Source organism: Thalassospira lucentensis MCCC 1A00383 = DSM 14000 (assembly GCF_000421265.1).
In the GTDB taxonomy this organism is placed as follows: Bacteria; Pseudomonadota; Alphaproteobacteria; order Rhodospirillales; family Thalassospiraceae; genus Thalassospira; species Thalassospira lucentensis.
In genome coordinates this window covers 286992-310396 of record NZ_ATWN01000003.1, presented here as the reverse complement: position 1 = coordinate 310396, position 23405 = coordinate 286992, and the positions used below count along the sequence as shown (strand labels likewise).

Annotated in this window: 22 protein-coding genes and 1 riboswitch; of the genes, 7 read left to right on the top strand and 15 right to left on the bottom strand. The window is 53.3% G+C overall.

Features of this window, described 5'->3' with window-relative positions:
* Positions 1-291 precede the first annotated feature (291 nt).
* The 3 genes from K355_RS0108180 to K355_RS0108170 all read left to right on the top strand — a co-directional run bounded on the left by K355_RS0108180 (position 292) and on the right by K355_RS0108170 (position 3105).
* Positions 292-801 (top strand): hypothetical protein, encoded by a 510-nt coding sequence (locus tag K355_RS0108180; RefSeq protein WP_028791447.1) that lies wholly within the window; start codon positions 292-294, stop codon positions 799-801.
* A 75-nt stretch (positions 802-876) separates the two neighbouring features.
* Positions 877-1722 (top strand): diaminopimelate epimerase, encoded by an 846-nt coding sequence (gene dapF / locus K355_RS0108175; protein ID WP_022731637.1) that lies wholly within the window; start codon positions 877-879, stop codon positions 1720-1722.
* 189 nt (positions 1723-1911) lie between these two features.
* Complete coding sequence (locus K355_RS0108170; protein ID WP_022731636.1) at positions 1912-3105, top strand: phosphoglycerate kinase; 1194 nt, start codon at positions 1912-1914, stop codon at positions 3103-3105.
* 148 nt (positions 3106-3253) lie between these two features.
* Here the strand turns inward: K355_RS0108170 and K355_RS0108165 are convergent, their stop codons facing one another.
* From K355_RS0108165 to gpmI, 11 genes are all read right to left on the bottom strand, one after another.
* On the bottom strand, positions 3254-3499 hold the full coding sequence (locus tag K355_RS0108165; RefSeq protein ID WP_022731635.1) for a hypothetical protein: 246 nt from the start codon (positions 3497-3499) through the stop codon (positions 3254-3256).
* Positions 3500-3709: 210 nt separating this feature from the next.
* Complete coding sequence (locus tag K355_RS0108155) at positions 3710-4696, bottom strand: squalene/phytoene synthase family protein (RefSeq protein ID WP_022731633.1); 987 nt, start codon at positions 4694-4696, stop codon at positions 3710-3712.
* 110 nt (positions 4697-4806) lie between these two features.
* Entirely contained in the window at positions 4807-5481 is a 675-nt protein-coding gene (locus tag K355_RS0108150; protein ID WP_022731632.1) for a hypothetical protein, read from the bottom strand.
* Positions 5482-5700: 219 nt separating this feature from the next.
* Positions 5701-6546: an alpha/beta fold hydrolase gene (locus K355_RS0108145; RefSeq protein ID WP_022731631.1), complete on the bottom strand. Its 846-nt coding sequence runs from the start codon at positions 6544-6546 to the stop codon at positions 5701-5703.
* 39 nt (positions 6547-6585) lie between these two features.
* The gene (locus K355_RS0108140; protein ID WP_022731630.1) at positions 6586-7392 is read right to left on the bottom strand and encodes a methyltransferase domain-containing protein; all 807 of its coding nucleotides are present in this window, start codon (positions 7390-7392) and stop codon (positions 6586-6588) included.
* A gap of 64 nt (positions 7393-7456) precedes the next feature.
* Complete coding sequence (locus tag K355_RS0108135; protein WP_022731629.1) at positions 7457-7648, bottom strand: hypothetical protein; 192 nt, start codon at positions 7646-7648, stop codon at positions 7457-7459.
* Positions 7649-7732: 84 nt separating this feature from the next.
* A complete protein-coding gene (locus tag K355_RS0108130) occupies positions 7733-8293 on the bottom strand; it encodes an RNA pyrophosphohydrolase (RefSeq protein ID WP_022731628.1) in 561 nt (186 codons plus the stop codon).
* 49 nt (positions 8294-8342) lie between these two features.
* The gene (locus tag K355_RS23520) at positions 8343-9917 is read right to left on the bottom strand and encodes a divergent polysaccharide deacetylase family protein (protein ID WP_245562925.1); all 1575 of its coding nucleotides are present in this window, start codon (positions 9915-9917) and stop codon (positions 8343-8345) included.
* A gap of 34 nt (positions 9918-9951) precedes the next feature.
* Positions 9952-11253 carry a S41 family peptidase gene (locus tag K355_RS0108120; RefSeq protein ID WP_022731626.1) on the bottom strand — a complete coding sequence of 434 codons (1302 nt, stop codon included), beginning with the start codon at positions 11251-11253 and terminating at the stop codon, positions 9952-9954.
* Positions 11250-12587 carry a murein hydrolase activator EnvC family protein gene (locus K355_RS0108115; RefSeq protein WP_245562924.1) on the bottom strand — a complete coding sequence of 446 codons (1338 nt, stop codon included), beginning with the start codon at positions 12585-12587 and terminating at the stop codon, positions 11250-11252. The genes K355_RS0108120 and K355_RS0108115 overlap by 4 nt, the downstream gene beginning before the upstream one ends.
* 13 nt (positions 12588-12600) lie before the next feature.
* The gene (gene gpmI / locus K355_RS0108110) at positions 12601-14193 is read right to left on the bottom strand and encodes a 2,3-bisphosphoglycerate-independent phosphoglycerate mutase (protein WP_033368743.1); all 1593 of its coding nucleotides are present in this window, start codon (positions 14191-14193) and stop codon (positions 12601-12603) included.
* A 286-nt stretch (positions 14194-14479) separates the two neighbouring features.
* Positions 14480-14576, top strand: a riboswitch (glycine riboswitch).
* A gap of 203 nt (positions 14577-14779) precedes the next feature.
* On the opposite strand from gpmI, the gene K355_RS0108105 reads away from it, so the two are divergent.
* Together K355_RS0108105 and K355_RS0108095 are read left to right on the top strand one after the other, a co-directional pair.
* Entirely contained in the window at positions 14780-16222 is a 1443-nt protein-coding gene (locus tag K355_RS0108105; RefSeq protein ID WP_022731623.1) for an L-serine ammonia-lyase, read from the top strand.
* Between the two features lie 161 nt (positions 16223-16383).
* Positions 16384-16917: a dihydrofolate reductase family protein gene (locus K355_RS0108095; RefSeq protein WP_022731622.1), complete on the top strand. Its 534-nt coding sequence runs from the start codon at positions 16384-16386 to the stop codon at positions 16915-16917.
* Positions 16918-17058: 141 nt separating this feature from the next.
* Here K355_RS0108095 and rlmH read toward each other — a convergent pair whose 3' ends face one another.
* From rlmH to K355_RS0108075, 4 genes are all read right to left on the bottom strand, one after another.
* Positions 17059-17517, bottom strand: a complete 459-nt coding sequence (rlmH, locus tag K355_RS0108090; protein WP_022731621.1) for a 23S rRNA (pseudouridine(1915)-N(3))-methyltransferase RlmH — start codon at positions 17515-17517, stop codon at positions 17059-17061.
* A gap of 138 nt (positions 17518-17655) precedes the next feature.
* Complete coding sequence (rsfS, locus tag K355_RS0108085) at positions 17656-18045, bottom strand: ribosome silencing factor (protein ID WP_022731620.1); 390 nt, start codon at positions 18043-18045, stop codon at positions 17656-17658.
* 57 nt (positions 18046-18102) lie between these two features.
* Positions 18103-18684 (bottom strand): nicotinate-nucleotide adenylyltransferase, encoded by a 582-nt coding sequence (locus K355_RS0108080; protein WP_028791441.1) that lies wholly within the window; start codon positions 18682-18684, stop codon positions 18103-18105.
* A gap of 23 nt (positions 18685-18707) precedes the next feature.
* Complete coding sequence (locus tag K355_RS0108075) at positions 18708-19994, bottom strand: glutamate-5-semialdehyde dehydrogenase (protein ID WP_022731618.1); 1287 nt, start codon at positions 19992-19994, stop codon at positions 18708-18710.
* A 320-nt stretch (positions 19995-20314) separates the two neighbouring features.
* Here K355_RS0108075 and K355_RS23515 point away from each other — a divergent pair, with 320 nt between their 5' ends.
* Together K355_RS23515 and K355_RS0108060 are read left to right on the top strand one after the other, a co-directional pair.
* The gene (locus K355_RS23515; protein ID WP_033368685.1) at positions 20315-22177 is read left to right on the top strand and encodes an ABCB family ABC transporter ATP-binding protein/permease; all 1863 of its coding nucleotides are present in this window, start codon (positions 20315-20317) and stop codon (positions 22175-22177) included.
* A 75-nt stretch (positions 22178-22252) separates the two neighbouring features.
* Entirely contained in the window at positions 22253-23362 is a 1110-nt protein-coding gene (locus K355_RS0108060; protein WP_147250366.1) for a YHYH protein, read from the top strand.
* The last annotated feature ends 43 nt before the right edge of the window (positions 23363-23405 follow it).

Sequence of the window (23405 nt, the reverse complement as noted above, 5' to 3'; positions counted from 1 at the left end):
CCCCACCCATACGGTGTCGTCCCGGATGGGCGACATCGTCACAGGCGAGGTTTTCTTAAGTCTTGAGCGATTATGCGGGATTGTGATGGTCACGCCATTGATGTGCATCAAATAGGTGCGCGTAAAACCAACCTGCTACTCAATCATAAGAAAATATAGGCCTGCATATTTAAGGACTCTTCAGTGCTGAGAGTGTTTATGCGCGGTTGGCCGGGTAAAGGTGTTGATGCACATCAAGGTTGGGTCGAATTATTTGCGCCATTATCACGAAAATTCTCAAGGATCAGGGCCATGGCAGCAACATATTACGCACGTCCCCTTACATCGCACACAGCCGACATGACGTATCCGCTTGTGCAGATGTTGCAGGCTGATCTGACGTTTGATCGGTGGTGCGAATTTGTCGCCGAATGTTGTTCACCCACGTCCAACATCGTGCCCGGCGATGGATGCGAAGATATTCTTTGGCTGCGGTCGCGCGGCATTATCGTGGTTGCCAACGAGCGTGGGTATATCCACGGGCTGTTTTCCTATCAGGTGCATGATGACATGGCCGATGGTCGTGTTCTTCATCTTGATAATGTGATGACGGTGGAAATTGTTTCGCGGCCCTATGTGCTCGATGCCATGCGCGAAGCCATGACCCGATTGGCAGCGGAACATCAATGTGGGAATGTTTATGTCTCGCTTGGTGAAATGGACCAACGCCAACGCGATTATTTCAAGGCGGCCGGTTTCACACCGCGCAAAGTACGCTATTGCGCACCAGCGACACCTTTCAAGCCAGCAATCTCAGCCTGACCAACAGGTGGGGCGCTTATATGTCGTGATAAGCCGCATGTGGACGCAGGGTGAAATCATGATTATAAGGCAGGTATGAACGGTATTCCTTTTGTCAAAATGCATGGTCTTGGAAATGATTTCGTTGTCTTTGACGGACGACGTGATCCCGCTGTGCTTGATCTTGATCACGCAACCGCTGCCCGTATCGCGGATCGTAAAACCGGTGTCGGCTGTGATCAGTTGATTGTCATTGAGCCCGCCCGTGACGAGTTGGCCGATGCGTTCATGCGCATCCGTAACAATGATGGTGGCGAGGTCGAGGCCTGTGGCAATGCGGCGCGCTGTGTCGCCAATATTGTGATGGGTGAACTTGGCCGCAAAGACGTGATCATCGAAACCGTGGTTGGGTTGCTCGATGCCAATGGGTTGGCAGATGGGCAGATCACGGTTGATATGGGACAGGTCAAACTGGACTGGCGCGATATTCCGTTGGGCAGTGCGGTTGATAGCAACCATATTCCGCTATCGCTGGGGCCGCTTTCGGACCCGGTTGGGGTAAATGTTGGTAATCCGCACGCTGTTTTCTTTGTCGATGATGCCGAGGCGATTGATATTGAAAAGCTTGGTCCGGTTCTTGAGCATCATGAAATGTTCCCGGAACGGGCGAACATCGAAGTATGCAGCATCATTGGTGAAAATCAGTTGCGCATGCGGGTATGGGAACGCGGTGTCGGTGTGACACGCGCCTGCGGCACGGGGGCATGTGCCGCCGGTGTTGCTGCGGCACGCCGTGGCCTAACCGGGCGCAAAACCGAAATCATTCTGGATGGCGGCAATTTAACCATCGAATGGCTGCCCGATGATCATGTTTTGATGACCGGGCCGGTTGCGACCAGCTTTTCGGGCTTTGTACATGCATCCCTTTTGGCCCATCACTGATCAGGTTTCAATAACCGGCCCACACGAATTGTGAAGGCCGTCTTTTTTGACAGGTATTCTTACGGACCCCATCTGGTCTTGCGTTGGTTGTGCTGATCGGGCAAAACAGGGCGCATCAGGATTTGGTCCAATCCATGTCGGGACATCCCCCATCCCGTCTTTTGTAAAACTCAAAAGCAGGTTCAGATAATGGCTGACTTCAATACGCTTGACGGTGTCAATGTCGCTGGCAAGCGCGTTTTGCTGCGCGCTGATCTTAACGTCCCGATGAAAGACGGTGTTGTCGGGGATACTACCCGTATCGACCGAACCGTTCCCGGACTGATCGAACTGGCCGATGCCGGTGCGAAACTGGTTGTAATCACCCATTTTGGCCGTCCGAAAGGTGCCCGTGTACCGGAAATGTCACTTAAACCGGTCGCAGAGGCACTTGCCAAACAGCTTGGTCGTCCTGTGAAGTTTGCCGATGATTGCATTGGTGATACGGCAGCAGGTGTTGTGAACAGTCTTGAAAACGGTGAGATCGCCCTTTTGGAAAATCTGCGCTATCACGCAGAAGAAGAAAAAAACGATCCGGCATTTGCCGCCGAACTGGCCAAGCTTGGCGATATTTATGTCAATGATGCCTTTTCATGCGCGCACCGTGCACATGCTTCAACCGAGGGACTGGCACGCGCGTTGCCGTCTTATGCAGGTCGTTTGATGCAGGTCGAACTCGAAGCATTGAGCGAGGCGCTTGAAGCGCCGAAACATCCGGTGATGGCGATTGTTGGTGGTGCCAAGATTTCGACCAAACTTGATCTTTTGGGCAATCTGGTTGCCAAGGTTGATCAGTTGGTGATTGGCGGCGGCATGGCCAATACGTTCCTGGCCGCCAAGGGTGTCAATGTTGGTAAATCGCTGTGCGAGCATGATCTTCTTGAAACAGCACGCGAAATTTTCAAAAAGGCCGAAGCCGCCAATTGTGAAATTGTGTTGCCAGTCGATGGTCTTGTAGCCAAGGAATTTGCCGCCAATGCGCCGCATGATGTTTCTGACATCAATGATGTTGCGGATAACGGTATGATCCTTGATGCCGGTCCAAAAACGATCGAAGACCTGAACAAGCGTCTGGAATCGTGCGAAACGCTGGTGTGGAACGGACCTCTGGGTGCGTTTGAAATCAACCCGTTTGACACGGCAACCGTTTCGGTTGCGCAGCATGCCGCCAAACTGACCAAGGAAGGCAAACTTCTTTCGGTTGCTGGCGGTGGTGATACGGTTGCTGCCCTGCGCCATGCCAATTCTGATCAGGCATTTTCCTATGTCTCGACGGCTGGCGGTGCTTTCCTTGAGTGGCTGGAAGGCAAGGTTCTTCCGGGTGTTGCGGCCCTGCGCGGTTAATCCTGTCGCACCACAGAACACCAAAATGATAAACCCCGCCAATTTGGCGGGGTTTTCTTTTGCATCCCGAAGTGGTGCAGCATTGCTCGACAGAAGCAAAGTCGGCGCAAAAGGCCTGATCAGGAGCATTCCGGCTTGTTTGCCACGGTCACTCAGCTTTTTCTTGATAGAAAATGAGGCCGATGCTCCGCAAAACTGGCGGGACCGATCGAATGATGTGGGCCAGCCCTAAAACAAGCACGCCATGTGATGTGCCAACATTTCCAGACATCACATCATCAAAAAGTGTGTCGCCGGTATCATTCAGGGCGGTGAACAGTAATATGAAGCCAACAACAGCATCGACCCATTGGTTGCGGATCCAGGATTCCACCTTTTTTAGCAACGGAAACATTAATTAACCTCTTTTGCGAACGAGAGAGAGGCCGCAGGGAAGTCTTTTCGTGAATTTTGGCTCTTTTAGTCTGGTTTCCGACATTTGGGACGAGTTTGGCAAAGTCAAATTCGTTGCGGCCGTTATTTTGCTAAATTGTGGCGAAAAACATCATGGTTGAGGTTTGCTCGAAGGTCGAGCCTCTTTGTGAATTCGATCCAAAAGCCCGTCTTATTGTTCGTTAACGTCCGGCAGGCTGCTTTGGGCTGTGATTTGCATGATCTCGTCGCGGTCCGACAGAAACGCAGCATATCCATTTTCCATCATCGCCCCACCCAGTTCGATATAAACCGTAAAAAGGCGCGACAGGGTGTCGGCTTCGTCAGCATCAAGAACGGACAGCAATTCGCCAGAGCGGGCCTGACCGGTTTCAAAATGTTCCCAAGCATGTTCCATCAGGATCGAGCCCAAAAGGTCAAGATCGCTATATCGGCCCTGCCCGATAGCATTGCGAATCTCGCCAATTGTAATATCGGCCGCAATCAAAACTTCGGACGGGATGGTGACGAGGCGGTCGGGGCCTTTGATGTCCTCGGGAAGGTCACGCAGGATATGGATGATGTAGCAGAAAATCGCCATGTCGCGCGCATGATACAGCGGTGCGTTCGTCAGCGGCGACGTATAGCCAATTGCCTCATCATACCGTGCCGACAGCAGATAAACGAAAATCGATGCCGGTGCGGCAGTCGCCCCCTCGCAATAGGAAATGAAATCGTCCCATTCATCCATCGGGTCTTCGGCAATATCGCGGCGCAAGGCGTCGGCAAGTTCGATCCATGGATCGGTTGCAAGATCGCTGCGTCCCAGTGTTTGACGTAAGGCATCATAGACATTTTCATCAAGAGGGCCGGTTTCGGGCAGTGGATTGGGCTTGTCAGCCTTGGAAGCAACAATCTGTGCTTGCCAGTTATCAAGGGTCGCAAGGACGTTTTCACGGTCGAGTTGACGTTCGGTGTCTGGCAGTTCGAGAAAACCGTCGTCGACAATATCGTCAATCACCCGCATGGAGGCGTAACTTGCCAAAAAGAACCGCTGGCGTTCCGGGCTCAGCCGCATGGCAGCGCGATAAAGATTGGCATTCTTGGCCGAAGCAAGCGCATTGCAGGCGTCAAATGGTGCGCCAAGGATGACTTGTTCGGGCTGGTGCGAAGTGCTCATGCGCGTTTATATGTCCCTGTGTTTCCTGCCAAGAGTCATACAGGACAGCAAGGTGACGCAACAAGGTATTTGATGGTTGATCGGCCAAAAGATACAACGGCGAAGGTGGATCAAAACTCGATCCGGTAGCGTGCAGTCAGGCCAAGCATGGCATCAATGCCATCAAGCATGCCTTGATGCGTTTCGGAAGGTGTCAGGCTGTGCGATACGCTGCCGTGCAGCCCGATCCAGATGTCTTCAAGTGGCATGAAGGATAAGGATGCGGCAAACCCGGCACCATCAAAACCGCTGCTGCCATCCGAGAGCATAATACGCGATGAGCGTGTTTGATGCTCATAGCTTCCAGCTTCATAGGCACCGAAATTATCCGCCCTTGGACCGCTGAGATCGACAAAGGGTCCGACAGCAATGCCGACATCCGGAGTTGGGGCATAGCCAAGGCCAACTTGCGCACTCATACCGTTTCTGTCGGTGGTCTGCCCGTTAAGTTCAAGCCAGACCTGTCCGGCATCATCAGTGTTGTTGGTGTCATCGGGGCTTATTTGGATGCCATATGTTGTGCTGCCGGAGATATAGCGCCCCAAACTGTTATGGCCAGCCGGGGGTAAAATGCCTGACATGAGATTTCCACCCGGCACAAGGTAGGATGATGAAGACGAGGGTGCATCTGTCATGGTTGATGTCGCCGTTGACTGCGCATAGGCAGCATCCAGCGGGCCAAATCCGAATACGGTGGCCAGCGGTGCTGCAAGCAGCCAGTTGATCGACAAATGCGGGTTCGTCATGCGGCTTGTTCCCAAGCAGTAAGAAACAGCACAACATTCAACGCGAGGCTCAGGACAAAGCCTGTACGCTAGCCAACTTGGGCAAGATCTGTGTCGGTCCCATACCAACGATGTATCTGTTCGCGGCGTTAATTATTTTGGCTCAACGTTTCGCGAACAGTCAGGCATCAGGCTATTTGGGGCCGGGTTTTGTATGGTGCGGCATTCGTTTGGGAATGCCTATTGCAACTGGCCGGTCAAAAATGCCCTGATTGCGTTTATTTGTGCTCTGTCATTCAAATGGGGAGCGTGCCCGCAGTTAGCTACTGCGAAAATCGGCATTTGTGGTTTTTTTTGTTTCATCTTGTCGACGATGCGACGCGGTATCAGGTCGGATTGTTCACCGCTGATCAGCATAACGGGGCAGGGAAGCGCATCAAAAACGTCCCATGCATCAAAAGAATCAATATGTTCGGCAAAAACGCGCATGACTTCGGGATCGTAATGCATCATGAAATTACCATTGGGCAGACGCCGAACTGAACGCGATGCCAAAAACGACCAGGTTGCATCATCTTTGACCCCGAATGGGGCATAGATCATCCGAACGATCTTTTCGACCTCGTCGATTGTTTCAAATTCCGGTGCAGCACCAACGTAGGATTTAATACGGTCAACGGCACCTTGATCCAGTTCGGGGCCGATATCATTGAGAACCAGCTTTTCAATGCGCCCGGCGACTTCGGCGGTGGCATAAAGGCCGATCAACCCGCCCATTGATGTGCCAATCCAGTCGCACGTATCAACATTGAAGTGATCAAGCATCTCAAATGTCTGGGCGACATAAAACGGGACAGTGTATTCCTGATCGGGGTTCTTTGCCCAGCTTGAAAAACCCCGTCCGATCATGGTTGGGCACAGCACATAATACTGATCGGTAAAATGCGGTGCGACATGATCGAAGTCATCTGCCAGACGGGCAAGGCCGTGGCTCATGATCAGGGGACGTTTGGACGGATCGCCCCAGCTTCGGACATGCATTTCATAGCCGCAAGCTTTGACGAAATGTTCGCGAAAGTCAGCCATGGGAATGTTCCTGTCATAAGTTGGGCGTTATGGTCGGCTTTATGCCGGGCGTTTGCGCGCAATCATGAAAAGCCGGTTGAATGGAAAAAGAGTGCGGCCATCATCGCGCGGGGGATAAACCTGAGACAGCCGTACCTTGTATTTTTCGGTAAATTTTGCGCGGGCTTCGTCATCGGGCAGGGCCGCCATTACCGGACGCAGTGTGGTTGAGCTAACCCAGTTGTGCACCGGGTCCTCGCCGGTCAGCACATGGCAATATTGGGTTTGCCAAAGATCAATGTCGTCACATTCCGGTGCCATCGCATCAAAATAGTCGCCGGGGCGCATGATGCGTGCGGCATGCATGGCCTTGGCCACTTCCTTGGGCCAATCAAGACCGGCTTCGCCGATCAATTGGTGGCTGGGAGCAAGGAAATTATTGGGGACCTGAATGGCCAGCAACCCACCGGGGCGCACGAAACTTAAAAGACGTGCAAACAGTTTTGAATGGTCAGGCACCCAATGAAGGGCGGCATTGGAAAACAGAAGGTCGACTTTCTCTTCTGGTTCCCAACTGGCGATATCACCCTTTTGCCAGTCGATGTTTTCGTCGCGCTTTTGGGCGGTATCGATCATTTCATCAGACGAATCGATCCCGACAATTTTAACGTCATCGGTTGCAGTGCCTGCATAGGCCGCCGCCAGCAATGCGGTGACATTGCCCGGGCCGCAGCCCAGATCAACGATGTGACGCGGTGAAAATCCGTCGGCCGCTTTGGGTAAGCGGGCAATCAGGTCGATGGCCGGTCGTTGGCGTTCATTGCCAAACAAACCGTAGCGGGCAGGATCCCAATGTGTATTGCTCATAGACTATCCCTAACGCGCATCGACCCGGATTGAAACCTGTTACTTGTCGCGGTTTGAATGCAGATTACGCGTGGTCGGCTTCTTCAAGCTGATCATAATGGCCTTTGATCAGGTGGAACATGAACAAGACAGCGCCAATAAACAGGGCCAGGCCGACAAAATAAGAATAACCGTCATGCGAACCCGACGCATAAAACAGGCCGAAAATGCCGACCACGATGGTCAGAACACCAAAGATAACCCGATCCGTACCCATGTTGGAACTCCTCTAAACCACTGGTATTTTGTATGTCATGAAATTGGGTGAAAAACACGTCGCAATCAAGCCGCGATGGTGGGGTTATAGACCCTTCACTTCACGAATTCTTTGCGGTACATCACGAAATGACTCAGCAATTTGCAAATAAACCGGTCGTTTGAACGGTACAATCAGGTCGGGCAAAGTGACAAAATCCGTCCAGCGCCACGCATCAAATTCAGGATTGGGCACATCAATCTTGATGTGTTTGTCTTTGCCGGTAAAGCGCATGGCGAACCATTTTTGTTTTTGGCCGCGATAGGCGCCCTTGAACGCCTTGCCGATCAAATGGTCCGGCAGATCGTAGGTCAACCAGTCAGGTGTTTCAGCAACGACTTCAGCCTTATCGGTGCCGATTTCTTCTTTAAGTTCGCGCATGGCGGCATCAAGGGCAGTTTCGCCGTCATCAATCCCGCCTTGGGGCAATTGCCATGCCCCTTCAAAACCAAGTCGGTTGCCCATCCAGACCAGACCGTCGGCATTAAAAAGGGCAATGCCGACACAGGGTCGATAGGGCAGGTCTTCGGCTTGAACCTTTGGGTTATTGGGTGTTGGGGTATCCATGTCGGTTGCCGGGGTGGTGGTTTTGGTCTTACGCGCCATGATGGCTCCTGACTACGGAAGTACCAGACAAGACTGGCACTTTTTCCAGCTAGTTTTCAATGGTGTTGGTTGGCTCGGCAGATCCGTCGCTATTTTCTTGCGCGGCGGCAGCTTCGTTTTCGAGTTGTTCGGCCTGACGCCTTGCGGCTTCTGCTTCGTCGGCGGACTGGGCGGTGACCTGACGGTTTGCAAGAGCACTTACCGGCGCGAGAACAACGCCTTGCCGACGCAATCTGAATGCCCAGTTTTTAAGCCGCTGAATGGTGACAGGGTAGGATTGGGCAAAGCCGATGGCTGCACCATTGCGTTTGGCCAGTTCAACCAGTTCGTTTAATCGAGCGTCAATTTCGCGACGGCTGGGAACGTCATCAATCACGATGTTACCAACGGCATTTGGCGAACTGGCATTTGCTGCGAGCTGCGCGCCATAGCTTGCGATGCCGCTGTTGGATCCTTCGACATACATCAGACCCGACCGGGTGATGATTTCAAGCACCGGACGGATGGCGCTATCCATGCTGCCAAACTTTGATCCCTGATGGCTGACAAGTCCGGCGTATCCCGGGAACCGGGCCAGCAACCATTCAAGCCGTACAAGGTTTTCGCCCTCGGACAGGGAGGTCAGAAGTGCACGTGGTCCCGGATCGGAAAGCGGAAAATCATTGGGTTCCATCGGCACTTGCAAGAAGACTTCATGGCCCATGGCGCGTGCATCCATTGCGACTTTGGCAATGTCGCGGGCATAGGGTGAAATCCCCAAAGAGATGTTCAGTGGCAGATCATTGATGGCAGCCTCTGTACGGGCTGTATTCAAACCAACACCGGTGAGGATGATGGCGACATAAGGCTGATTCTCGACAGTTTCAAAGGGACGTTTATAGGCATCAAACGGGGTTGTCCCATCATCCCCAATCCGTGGAATTCGCCCAAAGCTGCCTTCTTCGTCAAGGCCAGGTACGGGGGCCGGGCGCAAGGGATCAGGTTCAATCGGATCGTCAATTGCGCCTTCTTCTGCTATCAGGGCCGCGAGTTCTTCGGGGGTTGGCTGCGTACTGTCACCTGTCGTGCCATCTTGATTGGGGGCGCCGATCAAATCAGACACACCCTCGAGCTGATTGGCAATATCGTCGGAAGTTTGCCCATTTTCAGGTGTGTCGTCCGGCGCATTTGCGTCTTGGGCTGCGCGATCACGATCCTGAACATCCTGAACGCCGCGCGAAATTTCTTCCTGAAGTTCACGCTCAGATCCGGGCACTGCAACGGTGGCCTTGGGACCGCCAAGATGGAACAGGCGCCATCCGGTTTCAGGATCAAGAACCGGGATCATGGCAACAGCTGTTGCGCCAAACGGGAATATGAAAAGCGTGATGATCAGAAGTTTAGACAGCCAGCTGCGCCGCGATTTCGGGCGCTTCGGCATTTTCTTGACCTGAACTTCAATGGGGAGTTCGCTGAACGGAAGATCGTCTTCGTCAACGCCGTCGGATGCGGCGTTATCCGCATCCGACATGGCGTCGTTCATCCCATCGTCGAGGTCATCAGCCATATCATCGGCCATGTCCTCGTCGAAATCGCCGTTCTTTTTCTTACCGAACGGCAAAGAATTTAGGATTTTCCTGAACACGACTTGTCAGTCTCTCACGATGCCGTTCTGGTCCTTAACCTTGCGGGCGCGGACCAAACAGGGAAATGCCCCTAATCATGTCCAGCGCACGCGACAGCTGATAATCGTCAATCGCAAGCTGTTCGGCATCATCGCGACGGGAATTTGCATCCTTTTCCGCATCTGACGTGCCTTCATCTTCATTGCGCAATGCGCCACTGAGCGATGCTTCGGAGCGACGTACATCGCTTTCAAGGCTTTCGACGCGGGCCTGCGGGACGATGATGTCAGGTACGATACCGACTTCCTGAATGGATTTTCCAGACGGGGTGTAGTAGCGCGCTGTCGTCAGACGAAGGGCAACATTGCCCGGCATCGGCAGGATGGTTTGCACCGATCCCTTGCCAAAGCTGCGTGTGCCCATGATCACGGCACGGCGATGATCCTGAAGCGCACCGGCAACAATTTCAGATGCCGAAGCAGACCCGTCATTAATCAGAACAACCATCGGCAGGCCCTCGGCCAGATCGCCAGTACGGGCGTTATAGCGTTCGGTGTTTTCCGTGTCGCGCGGTCGGGTTGATACGATTTCACCCTTATCAAGAAACGCATCGGAAACCGAAATTGCCTGATCAAGCAAACCGCCCGGATTGTTGCGCATGTCAATCACCAGACCCTTGATTTCAGGGCCGATCTGATCGCGCATGTCGCCAATGGCGCGCTGCAGTCCGCTAAAGGTTTGTTCGTTAAACTTGGTGATCCGGATATAGCCGATGTCTTCTTTGACTTCGGCACGGACCGATTGGATTTTGATCACCGCCCGGGTCAGCGTGACATCGAACGGGGCCTGTTCACCCTTGCGGATGATGGTCAGAATGATGTCGGTATTGACCTTGCCACGCATCATTTCGACGGCATCGTTCAATGTTTTGCCACGGATGGCGGTGCCATCAATATGGGTGATGAAATCGCCCGGCTGCAGACCGGCCTTCTCAGCAGGCGTGTCATAGATTGGCGAGATGACTTTCACAAAGCCTTCTTCCATCGTGACTTCGATGCCAAGTCCGCCGAACTCGCCGCGTGTGTCGACCTGCATTTCCTCGAAATTATCCATGTTCAGATAAGAGGAATGCGGATCAAGCGATGTCAGCATGCCGTTGATGGCGGCTTCTATAAGCTGCTTATCATCGACTTTTTCGACATATTTTGTTTTGACCTGTTCAAAAACATCGCCAAACAGGTTCAACAGGCGATAGGTCTCGGCCGAGGAGCTTGAAGACTGCGCCAAACTTGGCGACGCAAGGCCGAAAGTCATGCCGGTCGCGAGAGCGAGTACTGCCAATCGAGAGGTTTTCATCCACTTACCTTGCCGTTTTTCGAGGCCAGCCACGGAAGCGGATTAATCGCTTCTCCGTCCTGACGCATCTCCAGATACAGTTTTGGCGCAGTTTCACCCATAATACCAACAGGTTCGCCAGCCAACACATATTGTCCTACCACACTGTCGAGCCGATCAAAACCGGCGATAAGACTATGGTATCCTTCGCCGTGTTCGATAATCAAGAGGCGACCGTAACCGCGGAAAGGACCAGAAAAGACAACTTTACCGTCAAAAGGGGAGACAACCTGCGCATTTTCGCGTGTGCTGATCTCGATCCCCTTTGACCGGGCGACGGTTAAACCGTCCGGCCCACGTGATTTTTCACCAAACAGTGTGACGACTTTGCCACTGACGGGCATGCGCAAATGGCCGCGCGCCAATGTTATGGAACTGCCAACAGCGAACTTTTCGTCATCCGTACTTTCCGCACTGGGGGCATTGCCCTTTTCGGCGGGTGGTTTGGGAGGTTCATTTTTCGCAATTGTTGAGGTTCCCAGCGTATCACTATCGGGTTCGGTGCGCTTGGCTAATTGTGGTTCGGGCTGTTGTTTGATCGGCTCGTCCGGGCGCATCCGAGGTATAGGCAGCCCTTCGGCGCGTGTACGTAAGGTCGCCAACAGGTCACCAAGTGACTTTGCCTCGTCGGCAAGCTTACTGACGGCTTTGGCGGCTTCGCGGGCTTCTGCCTCTGTTTCCGACCGTAAACGGCGTTTTTCATCAAGTAACGCGGCAAGGGATCCGCGTTCTTGTTGCAGGGCGGCAGTTGCCGTCGCCATCTCTTCGCGGCGGTCGCGGATGTCGGTGCGCAATGTCGAGATGTCATGCAGTTCGTCGCGCAAATCACGCGCATGTTGTTCAACACCGGGCAGGGCGGCCTTTAACAGAACCGCAGACCGCAGGGTATCTTGCGGCGATGTTGGCAGCGCAATCACGGCCTCGGGCGGGGTGGTTGAAAGTCGCTGAAGCGCCATCAGAATGCGGGCATATTGCCCGGCCTTGTCTTCGAGGCTGGTATTGGCGCGTTTTTCACGTGCTTCAAGCGTTTCGAGCTGATCTTCAAGGTCGGTCAGGGTTGTTTCAAGGCGCTGGGTACGGCGTGCAACCGAAATGGCCTCGGATTGCAGGGCTTGTTCTTCGGTCCAAAGCTCACGCGATTTACGCGACAGGAATTCTTCCTGTTTTTGCTGTTCTGAAAGCTGATTTTCAAGCTGATCGAGTTTACGATCAACCTTTTGCAGCGATTGGGCAAAAGAAGGCGCTGCCCCGCCTGCAACCAGAACTGCAAAAGCAGCCAGCGCAGGCAGGGACATCTTTGAAGCTGTCTTAGCTCGCAAGAAGCGCATCATGTCCTTTCAGACCCTTAAGCAAGGGTTTGCCGGTCATCTCATCTGGTTGGGCAACACCAACCAATTGCAGCAATGTCGGTGCGACATCGGCAAGACGCCCATTTTCAAGCGTTACCCCTTCTGGACCGTTAACAAGAATGGTCGGTACCAGATTAAGCGTATGGGCGGTGTGCGGTTCGCCGGTTTTCGGGTTGACCATGACTTCGCAATTGCCGTGGTCGGCGGTCACAAATGCAACCCCGCCAACCGATTTGATAGCGTCAATTACTTGCCCAAGGCAGGTGTCGACCGCTTCGGCGGCTTTCATCGCAGCACTCAGAATGCCGCTATGGCCAACCATATCGGGATTGGCGAAATTCAGGATGATCGCGTCATAGGTTTCCGCCTTGATTGCGGCAACCAGTTTTTCGGTAACTTCCGAAGCGGACATTTCAGGTTGCAGGTCATAGGTTGCGACCTTGGGCGATGCCACCAGAATACGGTCTTCGCCCTCAAATACCTGTTCTTCGCCGCCGTTAAAGAAGAACGACACATGCGGATATTTTTCGGTTTCCGCAATGCGGAGCTGTTTGAGCCCTGCCTTGGAAACGACTTCGCCAAAGATATTTGGCAGAACCTGTGGTGGGTATATCGCATCCATATAGGCCGCATGGGCGGATGAATATTCGACCATGCCCGCGGCAACGGCGAAGTTGACCGGCGTACCACGATCAAATCCGTCAAATTCCGGCGCACAGAGGGCGGCCAGAATTTCACGCGCACGGTCCGCACGGAAATTGGTCATCAGCAAACCATCGCTATCCTTGATTCCGTCAAAATCACCAATCACGGTTGGCAGAACAAACTCATCGGTGGTGTCTGCGTCATAGGCGGCCTTAATCGCAGCTTCGGCACTTTGCGCGGTGCGGCCATCGGCGTAATTTTTGCCCTGCACCATTGCAAAATAGGCCTGACTGACACGTTCCCAGCGATTGTCACGGTCCATCGCGTAATAGCGACCGGTCACCGTGGCAATTTCAACATTGGCATCGCCAAGAAGGGCGCGGAATTTCTCAAGGAATTTGGCGGCACTTTTAGGCGCGGTATCACGCCCATCAAGATACGCATGGATTTTGACTGGAATCCCAGCCCGCGCAATAATCTTTGCCAAAGCTGCCATATGGACTTGATGGGAATGAACCCCGCCGTCCGACAGGAGACCTGCGATGTGGCAAACGCCTTTGCTGTCGGTCAGTTTGGCGATGATTTTTTTGACCGCATCGGTGTTGGCAATGGAACCGGTTTTGACGGCTTCGTCAATTTTGGGCAATTCCTGCATGACAACACGACCAGCCCCCAGGTTCATGTGACCGACTTCCGAGTTGCCCATTTGACCCTCGGGCAGGCCAACATCCAGACCACAGGCCTTTAAAAAACCGGTTGGATAGGTGGCATAAAGTTCATCCCAGACAGGCGTGTTGGCCAAGGCAACAGCGTTGTCCTTGGTTTCTTCACGATATCCCCAGCCGTCCAGAATGCACAGCACCACAGGACGCGGGCGCTTTACGGAATTCAACTCAGTCACGTTCATAAACCCCACAGATAAGAATACTGATACAGATAAAGGCTGAATTTCCTGTAAATATGGTGACTTACAGGATGGTTCGCCAGAAATCCTGTTGTGCGCACTGGGTGGGACAGCCGTTAATCACATCAGGAAAATGTTCGATATCGGCAATTTAGCATGAAACCCCTGTGATAACAGCCACCCGAGAGGTGAATTTTTTGCAGGTGCAAAGCTGCTTTTTGACAGGGGGGCATGGCACGGATACTCTTGCCGACAACGGTGATCCTCAGAGGTGACATTTATGGCATCTCGTACCGTGACGGGAGAGTCCGACCATTGCCGTGGTCGGCGCCGAAGGAGCAATCGCCCCAAAAAAAACTCTCAGGCAGATGGACCGTCGCGGATTGAGGCTCTGGAGAGAGAAAAAGAAAGTCGCATCTATCATATCAGGGCGATGTTCGGATTCCACCGAAGGATGAAATCCGGTTGGCAGAAACATTGTTTTTGCAAGCAGGGGTACAATCTCAGGTCAAGGGACAGAGGGGGCGAGACACCGGTTCGCAAACAGCGCGATTTTTTGCGCGTTCAAGAGCCGTGAAGGAGGCCCTTTATGACCAATGTTCCCGACACCGATCCATCTTCGGGATCGCAAGACAGATCATCACATGACGTAAACCTGTCTGTTGTCGATCTTTATACCATCGGGATCGGACCATCGAGTTCGCATACGGTTGGCCCGATGCGTGCGGGATACCGATTTTGCCTTGAGCTTGAAGCGCGCAATCTTTTGACCAAAACAGGCAGTGTGATTGTCGATTTGTATGGGTCACTTGCCCTGACCGGCAAGGGCCATGCGACAGATACGGCGGTGATTATGGGGCTTTGTGGGCAACGGCCGCGCAGCATCGATCCCGACCAAATTCCCCCAACCATTGCCGCGATTGACGCCAATAAGCAGCTTTCACTGTATGGGCAGCATGCGGTGGCGTTTAACCGTGATACCAATCTGGTTTTTCATTTTACCGAGACTCTGCCGCAGCATCCCAACGGCATGCGCATTACCGCCTTTGACGGTGATGGGGTTAAAATCCACGCACAGGAATATTTTTCAGTCGGTGGTGGGTTTATTGTGTCTGGCGATGACCGGGGGGCGGAATATTCCGGCGATAACATTACCCTGCCATTCCCGTTTTCATCAGCCGATGAGTTGATGGCGATCTGTAAGCGTGAAGGACAGTCGATTTCCGACATCATGATGGCCAACGAGCAAAGTTGGCGGGTGGCCGAGGAAACCATTGAGTTTCTTGATCGGGTGCACGGCGCGATGATGGCCTGCATTGATCGGGGCTGTAAAACCGATGGTGTTTTGCCTGGCGGATTAAAAGTCAAACGCCGGGCCAGCAAGCTTTATCATGAATTGACTGACAAACCCGAAGCGGGCCTTCGCGATCCGCTGACTGTGATCGACTGGGTTAATCTTTATGCGCTCGCAGTGAACGAAGAAAATGCTGCAGGTGGGCGGGTTGTGACCGCACCGACCAACGGGGCGGCCGGGGTTATTCCAGCAGTGCTGCGCTATTACGAACGGTTCGGGGCCAATGCCAGCCAGATTAAAATCCGTGAGTTCCTTCTGACGGCGGCGGCGATCGGATCGATCTATAAAAAGCGTGCATCGATTTCGGCTGCTGAGGTTGGTTGTCAGGGTGAGGTCGGGGTTGCCTGTTCAATGGCGGCGGGGGCTTTGTGTGCGGTCATGGGCGGAACGCCAGAACAAGTTGAGAATGCCGCCGAGATTGGTATGGAGCATAATCTTGGCCTGACGTGTGATCCGATTGGCGGGCTTGTGCAGGTGCCCTGTATCGAACGCAATACCATGGGGGCGGTTAAGGCGATCAATGCAGCCCGGCTGGCGCTGCGCGGTGATGGGCAGCACACAGTGTCACTTGATAAGGTGATCGAAACCATGCGCCAGACGGGACTCGACATGCAAAGTAAGTACAAGGAGACCAGCCAGGGTGGTCTTGCGGTTAATGTGAACGTTGTTGAGTGCTAAAAGCTGTTTGGAAGAATAGGGTGTGAAATCAATGCCTTCGGATGTGATGTTCGAAGGCATTGATGTGTCCGGCCTCTTTGTTGCCATCGTTGGTTGGCAATCTGTTATGCTTGATTGAGGGAAAAGGGGCAAAGACCCCACCAAAGGTTGGATATAAACACATGAGCAAAAAGCTGTTCCGCATTTACATTGCGGTCAGTCTGGATGGCTTTATCGCGCGTGCCAATGGTGCGGTCGACTGGCTGGATCAATATGATCCGGCGGAATTCGATTTTGATAGCTTTCTGGACACCGTCGGGACCTTGATTATTGGCCGGAAGACCTTTGATCAGGTCATGCAATTTGGCGACTGGCCGTATGAGGACTGTCGCACCATCGTTTTGACATCACGTGATCTTCCCAAAGACCGTCCGGCCAATACAGAGGCCTATGGTGGCAGCATCATCGAACTGGTTGATCAACTGCGCAGCAACCGGGCTGATGATGGTGACATTTGGATCGTTGGTGGGGGATCTGTGGTGACACAGTTTCTGTTTGGCGGTTTTGCCGACCAGCTTGATATCTTTACGGTTCCCGAAGTTCTCGGACAGGGAATTTCGTTGTTCGGTCAGGATGCAGGTGGGATTAAGCCGAAATTGCTGGCCACCGAGCGCTATAATTCAGGGGTTGTCCGTTCCCAATACGGATTGCATTAAAAAACGAAAAATCGCGCCGGAGCCAAGCCGTTCTGGTGCGATTCCTGTTTTATGATCTTTGCTCAGGCGTGCCTGTTTCATCACCCGCCGCAGTTTTCTTTTCGCGAGTGTAATGAGCGAAGTTTAATCCGCCGGGCTGGGTTATTCGCGGTGGTAGGGATGGTTGGTCTGGATGGCGTGGGCGCGGAAAAGCTGTTCGGCAATAAGGGCGCGTACCAGCATATGAGGCCACGTGGCCTTGCCTAGCGACCAAAGCGTATTGGCGCGCGATTTCAAGGCGGGCCCGTGCCCGTCTGCTCCGCCAATCACGAATGCGATATTGCCGGCATATTGGTCAATCCAGCCTTCAAGTTTTTGCGAAAACTCGATCGATCCATATTCCTTGCCGCGTTCATCAAGGGCGACAACGAACGCGTTGTCAGGGATGACACCCAGCAGAAGTTCTGCTTCGCGGTCTTTAAGCTGATTTGGGGGGAGTTTTTTCTTTTCTTCGACTTCGCGGACAACGAATGGCCAGCGAAGGCGCGCGGCATAATGGTCAAACAGGTCTTTTTCCGGGCCGGATTTCATGCGGCCCACAGCAGCAAGAGTAATTTGCATACGTTTGATCCAGACCTTTGACCGGGCCGTTATCTTGAGTGTCGTCGTGACAACATCGCGCAGTATGAGGCCGATACTGCGTGCAACCGCCTGATTGCACGCAGGCCAGCGACATGTCCAAACAAAGGGTGCTGACTGTTAGTACAGTCGCGCGGCCTGCTGTTTGAGTGCCGGGTTTTCAACGCCCCACATCTCTTCGATGTTGTAGAACGCACGTACTTCCGAGCGGAACAGATGAACAATGACGTCGCCGGTATCAACCAGCACCCAGTCACCCTGTTCTTTGCCTTCGGCGGCAGCGCGGCCTTGTCCAGCGGCTTTGATGGCTTCGACAATATGTTCTGCCATGGAAGCGACACGACGTGACGATGAACCGGTTGCAATGATCATATGATCTGCAATCGACGTCTTGTCGGTCAGTTCGATGGTGACAATGTCTTCTGCCTTGTCTTCTGCGAGAGTACTCTGGATCAGCGAAAGCATTTCGCTCGGGTTCAGAGTTGTTTTTGCGGTACCTATGGTCGCCACCTTAATTTTCCGCGGGATGCCCCGGCATGTCGCCGACAGCAAAATTCACCGCGTTGCTTACACCTGCCATCTGCCTTCGGCGCGAATTGCGGTCGAAGATGCCGGATGGCGCTTGATTGGCAGGTATACCCAGGCCGGAACATTTAGATCGGCCAGCAAACCCGCCTTGTCCATCGGGATGCGCCAACGTTCCATACGGCGCGCAGCGGTCCCGGACAATGCCTTGTTAGAATACCCTTCACGGTCGATGACCGCAATGGGAGCATGCAAAATCAACCTGTCCCACCATTTCCATTTATGGAACTGGGCCAGATTGTCTGCTCCCATCAGCCAAACAAATCGTGTTTGGGTAAAACGACGTTGCAAGGCTGCAAGAGTGTCCGCCGTATAGCGGGTTCCGAGTTCGGTTTCAATTGCAGAAACCACAATGCGGGGATGCTTTGCCATCATTCGTGCAGAATCAAAGCGATCCGCGAGGTCAGCCATGCCATCGCGCGACTTCAGCGGGTTCTGCGGTGACACAAGCCACCATACCGCATCAAGTTGAAGGCGCTTTAATGCCTCAAGCGAGATATGCAGGTGCCCTTCGTGGGCGGGATTAAACGACCCGCCCAGCAAGCCAACCCGCGGTGGGGCCAAATGTGATCTTGGTGCAGCCGCAATCATGGGCGCGTTTGGCCTGTGCCGCGAACGATGTATTTATAACTTGTCAGCTGTTCGACTCCGACCGGGCCGCGCGCATGCAGCTTGCCCGTAGAAATGCCAATTTCCGCCCCCATACCAAATTCACCGCCATCGGCGAACTGGGTTGATGCATTGACGATCACAATCCCCGAATCAACTCCGTTCATGAACGTCGTGGCGGCGGCTGCATTTTCGGCAATGATCGCATCAGTGTGGTGAGAGCCGTACGTATTGATATGATTAACTGCATCCGTAACGCCGTTGACGACTTTGATCGAAACAATTGCATCAAGATATTCGGTCACCCAATCCTCGTCCGTAGCCGGTTTGATATGGCCGTCAATTGATTGCGCGATGTCATCGCCGCGCAACTCGCACCCCTTAGCGACAAGGGCTTCGGCAATGCGCGGCAGAAGGCGACCGGCAACAGAGCTGTCGATCAGGATGGTTTCGGTTGAGCCACACACACCGACACGGCGCATCTTGGCATTGACGACAATGTCGACAGCCTTTTGCGGATTGGCACTGGCATGGACATAGGTATGGCACAGCCCTTCGAGGTGCTTAAACAGTGGAATGCGGCTTTCATCGGTGATGCGCGCAATCAGGGATTTCCCCCCACGCGGTACAATCACATCAATATAATCGGAAAGTTTCAGCATCTCGCCCACAGCGGCACGATCTGTCGTCGGGATCATCTGGATGGCATTGTCGGGTAGGCCTGCTTTGGCAATGCCTTCGGCCATGCAGTCAAAAATCGCGCGTGACGAATGAAAACTTTCTGACCCACCGCGCAAGATCGCAGCATTGCCAGATTTGATGCACATCGCACTGGCATCTGCGGTGACGTTCGGGCGGCTTTCATAAATGATACCGATAACGCCAAGCGGTACCGAAACGCGCGCGATATCAAGCCCGTTATGTTCCGGACTCCAACGTGCCAGTTCACGACCGACCGGGTCGGGCAGTTCTGCAACGGCCTCGATACCTGCTGCCATGCCTTCGATTCGGGCCGGATCAAGGGCCAAACGATCGAGAAGGGCGTCGGTTAGTCCCTTGGCACGACCGGCTTCCATATCCTTGGCATTGGCGGAAAGGATCGCACCTGCATTGTCGCGCAGCTTGGCAGCCGCGGCTTTAAGGGCAGAGATTTTTGGTTCTGACGGGGCCTGTGCAAGTTCCAGCGCTGCTTTGCGTGCATTGATGCCCATATCGCGCATCATTGCTGCGATATCCTGGTTTTTGATACTGGCAAGAGCCGTCATGGTCCTGTTTCCGTTCCTTTAAGCGTGTGCGTCTTCGATCCGTATGATGGATCGTTCTTTTTGTGATTTTATCAACAAATTGACAAAATAGACCGCAAACCGTTTATCCGCAATGACCTTGGGATTAAAATGCGTTCCCCTGACCGAGCCTGCGACGTTTCTCCTCAGAACAGTGCGGTTTGGTCCGACGGGGTCAAGTCGACTTAAGCTTGCCAAACCGGGTTCGCCGTTCCATTTGTTGATGACAGAATGAAAAGGCACACCGCCAGAGCATACCGCAATGCCGTCGGTGACCGTTTGGGGATAAGATTTTGAAGAATATGGGTTCCGGCCAGTCAACTGCGCGCGCAGAGCTTGGCGTTGTTAAGAACTTTTTGCCGTATTTATGGCCACGTGGCGAATTTGAGCTACGCGCGCGTGTCGTCATTGCCCTGTTGTTTCTTGTCGGGGCAAAAGTTGCCAATGTCTATATGCCGGTACTGTACAAATATGCCGTTGATGCGTTGGGCGGGGCAGGACAGAAAACCGGCCAGGCTGCGTCGGGTGGTGCAGACACCACATCATTAATTGTTGTCCCCGTTGCCCTGATTGTCGGGTACGGGATGGTGCGCATTCTGGTGTCGGCCTTTGGCGAATTACGTGATGCGGTTTTTGCCAAGGTGGCACAACGTGCCATTCGCACATCTGCCCTTGGTGTATTTGAGCATCTTCACGGGCTTTCGTTGCGGTTCCATCTGGACCGTCAGATGGGCGGGTTGTCGCGGGCGATTGAACGCGGGGTCAAGGGGATTGAGTTCCTGTTGTCCTTCATGCTGTTCAACATTCTGCCGACCCTGCTTGAGATTTTCATGGTCTCGGCAATTTTGTGGGCGCTGTATGATTTCTGGTTTGCGCTGATCACGTTTGTCACCATCGTGATTTATATTGCCTTTACCCTGATCGTCACCGAATGGCGGATGAAGTTCCGCCGCGAAATGAACCAGCGTGATGACGAAGCCAACACCAAGGCCATCGACAGCCTGATCAATTACGAGACGGTCAAATATTTCAACAACGAACCCCACGAAGCAAAGCGCTATGATGCGGCCCTGCGCGGGTATGAAACGGCTGCTGTTTTGTCTCAGGTGTCGTTGTCCAAACTTAATATCGGGCAGGGTGCGATCATTGCCGTTGGGTTGGTTCTGAATATGCTTTTGGCAGCCAAGGGCGTTCAGGATGGCAACATGACGGTTGGCGACTTTGTTCTGGTTAATACCTACCTGTTGCAGCTTTATATGCCACTTAACTTCCTTGGATTTGTCTATCGTCAGATCAAACAGTCTTTGACCGATATGGAACGGATGTTTTCGTTGCTCGACGTCGATAAGGAGGTTGAGGACAAGGCGGGATCGGCTGAACTGGCATGCAGCGATGCAGCCATCCGGTTTGAGGATGTAAAGTTTTCCTATAACCCGGACCGTGAGATTCTAAAGGGTGTCAGTTTTGAGGTGCCAGCGGGCAAGACGGTTGCGGTTGTCGGGCCAAGTGGGGCGGGTAAATCGACGCTGACGCGGTTGATGTTCAGATTCTATGACGTCTCAGCAGGACGGATTACGATTGATGGGCAGGATATCCGCGATGTGACGCAAAACTCGCTCCGTCGGGAAATCGGGATCGTACCGCAGGACACCGTTCTGTTTAACGATACGATTGCCTATAATATCTCATACGGGCGTCCGGGGGCTGAGCAGTCCGAAATCGAAGATGTCACCAAACTTGCCAGCATCGAGGGCTTTATCGAAGGCCTGCCCGAAGGGTTCAAAACCAAGGTCGGCGAACGTGGTCTTAAACTGTCGGGGGGTGAAAAACAACGTGTGTCGATTGCACGTATGTTGCTTAAACGCCCGAAAATCATGATTTTTGACGAGGCTACTTCGGCCCTTGATACCCGGACCGAAAAGGATATCCAGCAGGCGTTGCGCGACGTGTCACGCGGGCACACAACCTTGATCATTGCGCACCGTCTTTCAACCGTGATTGACGCCGATGAGATCATCGTTCTTCGCGATGGTCAGGTGGCCGAGCGCGGTCGTCATCAGGATCTTTTGAGCCAAGAGGGGCTTTATGCCGAGATGTGGGCGCAGCAACAGGAGCTCCGCGAGGCCGAGGAACTCCTTGCTCATGCTGGGGAAATTCCCGGTTAGGTGAAATTTGGACTGGACCCTTGTGACGTCATCCCCAAATAATGGGTGAGGTCACATTCTTTGGGGGAAAGTCTGTTGTCTAAAATAACACGTCGTCAGCTTCATGCATTACAAGCACATCAAGACCATGATGGTCATCATCATGCGCATCGCCATGACGCACATTCCCATATCCATGAACCGATGGATGAGGGGCAATATGCCGGTGACAATCGTGATGACGTTGACCGCATGCGTCGGAATGTTCTGGTTGGGATGGGTATGTTGCCGTTGGCGGGGATGGTCTTAAATCCCATGCATCAGGCATGGGCGCTCAGCAACGAAGTCAACACTCGCGAAGACAGTCGGTATCGGTACATCACATCCAATGCGATCCCGGACCATTCCATGGGAAGTTTCCCCAATAGAAGCAACCCGAATTCAATCAAGGCTCAGTCGTTCGAATTTCGATTACCGATTAATCCTGAACGCAGTGGCCGGTTCATGCCCAACCCGCGCAATTTATTTGGTGTCGCGGTAAATGGTGTGCCCTTTGATCCGTTTACGGCGGAGTTCTGGCAACGTGACCGCCAATCGGGTTGGCGCTACGAGGCGATTTCACCGACATTGGATTTGGGGCTTGATCAGAACAATGCCCATGTGCAGCCAAACGGCACGTATCATTATCACGGTGTACCCAAGGGATTGATCAAAAGCTGGTCGCCAGATCAGCATTCCATTCGCATCGGTTTTGCCGCCGATGGTTTTCCGATTTATGCAATGTTTGGCTATGAAAACCCCAATGATCCGAATTCGCCGATCACACCATTGCGCAGTTCATGGCAGGTCAAAAGCGGTACGCGCCCGGGTGGTCCGGGTGGAAAATATGACGGCACGTATGGCGAGGATTTTGAATTTGTTCCGGGCCTTGGTGATTTGGATGAAGCCAACGGCCGCGAAACTGTCACCCCGGAATATCCAAACGGCACATATGCCTATTTCGTAACTGAGTCTTTCCCGTTTATTCCGCGCATGTTGGCCGGCATTTCAGATCCCAGTTTTGACAAGGGACCGGGCGACATGCCGCCCGGTGGCAAAGCTGGGGGGCCAAATGGCGGTCCCCCGGGTGGTCCCGGCGGACGCCCCAAACCAGGTCGAGAAGGTTTCCCCGGCCAACGCCCCCCACTTGGCAAGCCGCCGCGCTAAGACGAGTTTGACCGATATCGCAATCAGAACGCCAAAGAGAAAA

Bases quoted from the DNA above. Each gene is read 5' to 3' on its own strand.
- K355_RS0108095 (WP_022731622.1), top strand. From the start codon at position 16,384: ATGAGCAAAAAGCTGTTCCGCATTTACATTGCGGTCAGTCTGGATGGC.
- K355_RS0108120 (WP_022731626.1), bottom strand. From the start codon at position 11,253: ATGAAAACCTCTCGATTGGCAGTACTCGCTCTCGCGACCGGCATGACT.
- K355_RS0108170 (WP_022731636.1), top strand. From the start codon at position 1,912: ATGGCTGACTTCAATACGCTTGACGGTGTCAATGTCGCTGGCAAGCGC.
- K355_RS0108115 (WP_245562924.1), bottom strand. From the start codon at position 12,587: ATGTCCCTGCCTGCGCTGGCTGCTTTTGCAGTTCTGGTTGCAGGCGGG.
- gpmI (WP_033368743.1), bottom strand. From the start codon at position 14,193: ATGAACGTGACTGAGTTGAATTCCGTAAAGCGCCCGCGTCCTGTGGTG.
- K355_RS0108155 (WP_022731633.1), bottom strand. From the start codon at position 4,696: ATGAGCACTTCGCACCAGCCCGAACAAGTCATCCTTGGCGCACCATTT.
- dapF (WP_022731637.1), top strand. From the start codon at position 877: ATGAACGGTATTCCTTTTGTCAAAATGCATGGTCTTGGAAATGATTTC.
- K355_RS0108130 (WP_022731628.1), bottom strand. From the start codon at position 8,293: ATGGCGCGTAAGACCAAAACCACCACCCCGGCAACCGACATGGATACC.
- K355_RS0108180 (WP_028791447.1), top strand. From the start codon at position 292: ATGGCAGCAACATATTACGCACGTCCCCTTACATCGCACACAGCCGAC.
- K355_RS0108140 (WP_022731630.1), bottom strand. From the start codon at position 7,392: ATGAGCAATACACATTGGGATCCTGCCCGCTACGGTTTGTTTGGCAAT.
- K355_RS23515 (WP_033368685.1), top strand. From the start codon at position 20,315: ATGGGTTCCGGCCAGTCAACTGCGCGCGCAGAGCTTGGCGTTGTTAAG.
- K355_RS0108150 (WP_022731632.1), bottom strand. From the start codon at position 5,481: ATGACGAACCCGCATTTGTCGATCAACTGGCTGCTTGCAGCACCGCTG.
- K355_RS0108135 (WP_022731629.1), bottom strand. From the start codon at position 7,648: ATGGGTACGGATCGGGTTATCTTTGGTGTTCTGACCATCGTGGTCGGC.
- K355_RS0108145 (WP_022731631.1), bottom strand. From the start codon at position 6,546: ATGGCTGACTTTCGCGAACATTTCGTCAAAGCTTGCGGCTATGAAATG.
- K355_RS0108105 (WP_022731623.1), top strand. From the start codon at position 14,780: ATGACCAATGTTCCCGACACCGATCCATCTTCGGGATCGCAAGACAGA.
- rlmH (WP_022731621.1), bottom strand. From the start codon at position 17,517: ATGCAAATTACTCTTGCTGCTGTGGGCCGCATGAAATCCGGCCCGGAA.
- K355_RS0108165 (WP_022731635.1), bottom strand. From the start codon at position 3,499: ATGTTTCCGTTGCTAAAAAAGGTGGAATCCTGGATCCGCAACCAATGG.
- K355_RS0108075 (WP_022731618.1), bottom strand. From the start codon at position 19,994: ATGACGGCTCTTGCCAGTATCAAAAACCAGGATATCGCAGCAATGATG.